Origin of the sequence: Vibrio sp. 10N.222.55.C6, assembly GCF_041473395.1 — a bacterium.
GTDB lineage: Bacteria > Pseudomonadota > Gammaproteobacteria > Enterobacterales > Vibrionaceae > Vibrio > Vibrio crassostreae_C.
Window position 1 is genome coordinate 1 of the sequence record NZ_JBFRSD010001056.1, and the last position, 417, is coordinate 417.

The window sequence follows — 417 nt, forward strand, 5'->3', positions numbered from 1 at the left end:
TGTCGAAGATAATGTCGTAGAGGGCATTCGAAATAATGTTTTTGGGACATTATCCTGTGCGCAAGCTGCTATAGAATGTGGCGTTAGAAATTTCACTCTCATTTCTACAGACAAAGCCGTAAGGCCAACAAATGTAATGGGAGCAAGTAAAAGAATGGCGGAGCTCGTTCTTCAAGCTCTAGCAGACAAAGACACACAGACTACTTTTACTATGGTGAGGTTCGGCAATGTTTTAGGATCATCTGGGTCTGTTGTTCCATTATTCAAAAAACAAATTAAGGCCGGTGGTCCAGTAACGGTGACTCACCCTGATATTATTCGCTACTTCATGTTGATTCCTGAAGCGGCGCAGCTCGTCATTCAAGCTGGCGCAATGGGTAATAATGGCCAAGTGTTCGTGTTGGACATGGGAGAGCC

1 protein-coding gene is annotated in these 417 nt (G+C 44.4%); it reads left to right on the forward strand.

Annotated elements, in window-relative coordinates:
- A partial coding sequence (locus tag AB4486_RS27525) for a polysaccharide biosynthesis protein (protein ID WP_372119979.1) occupies positions 1–417 on the forward strand: 417 nt, incomplete at both ends.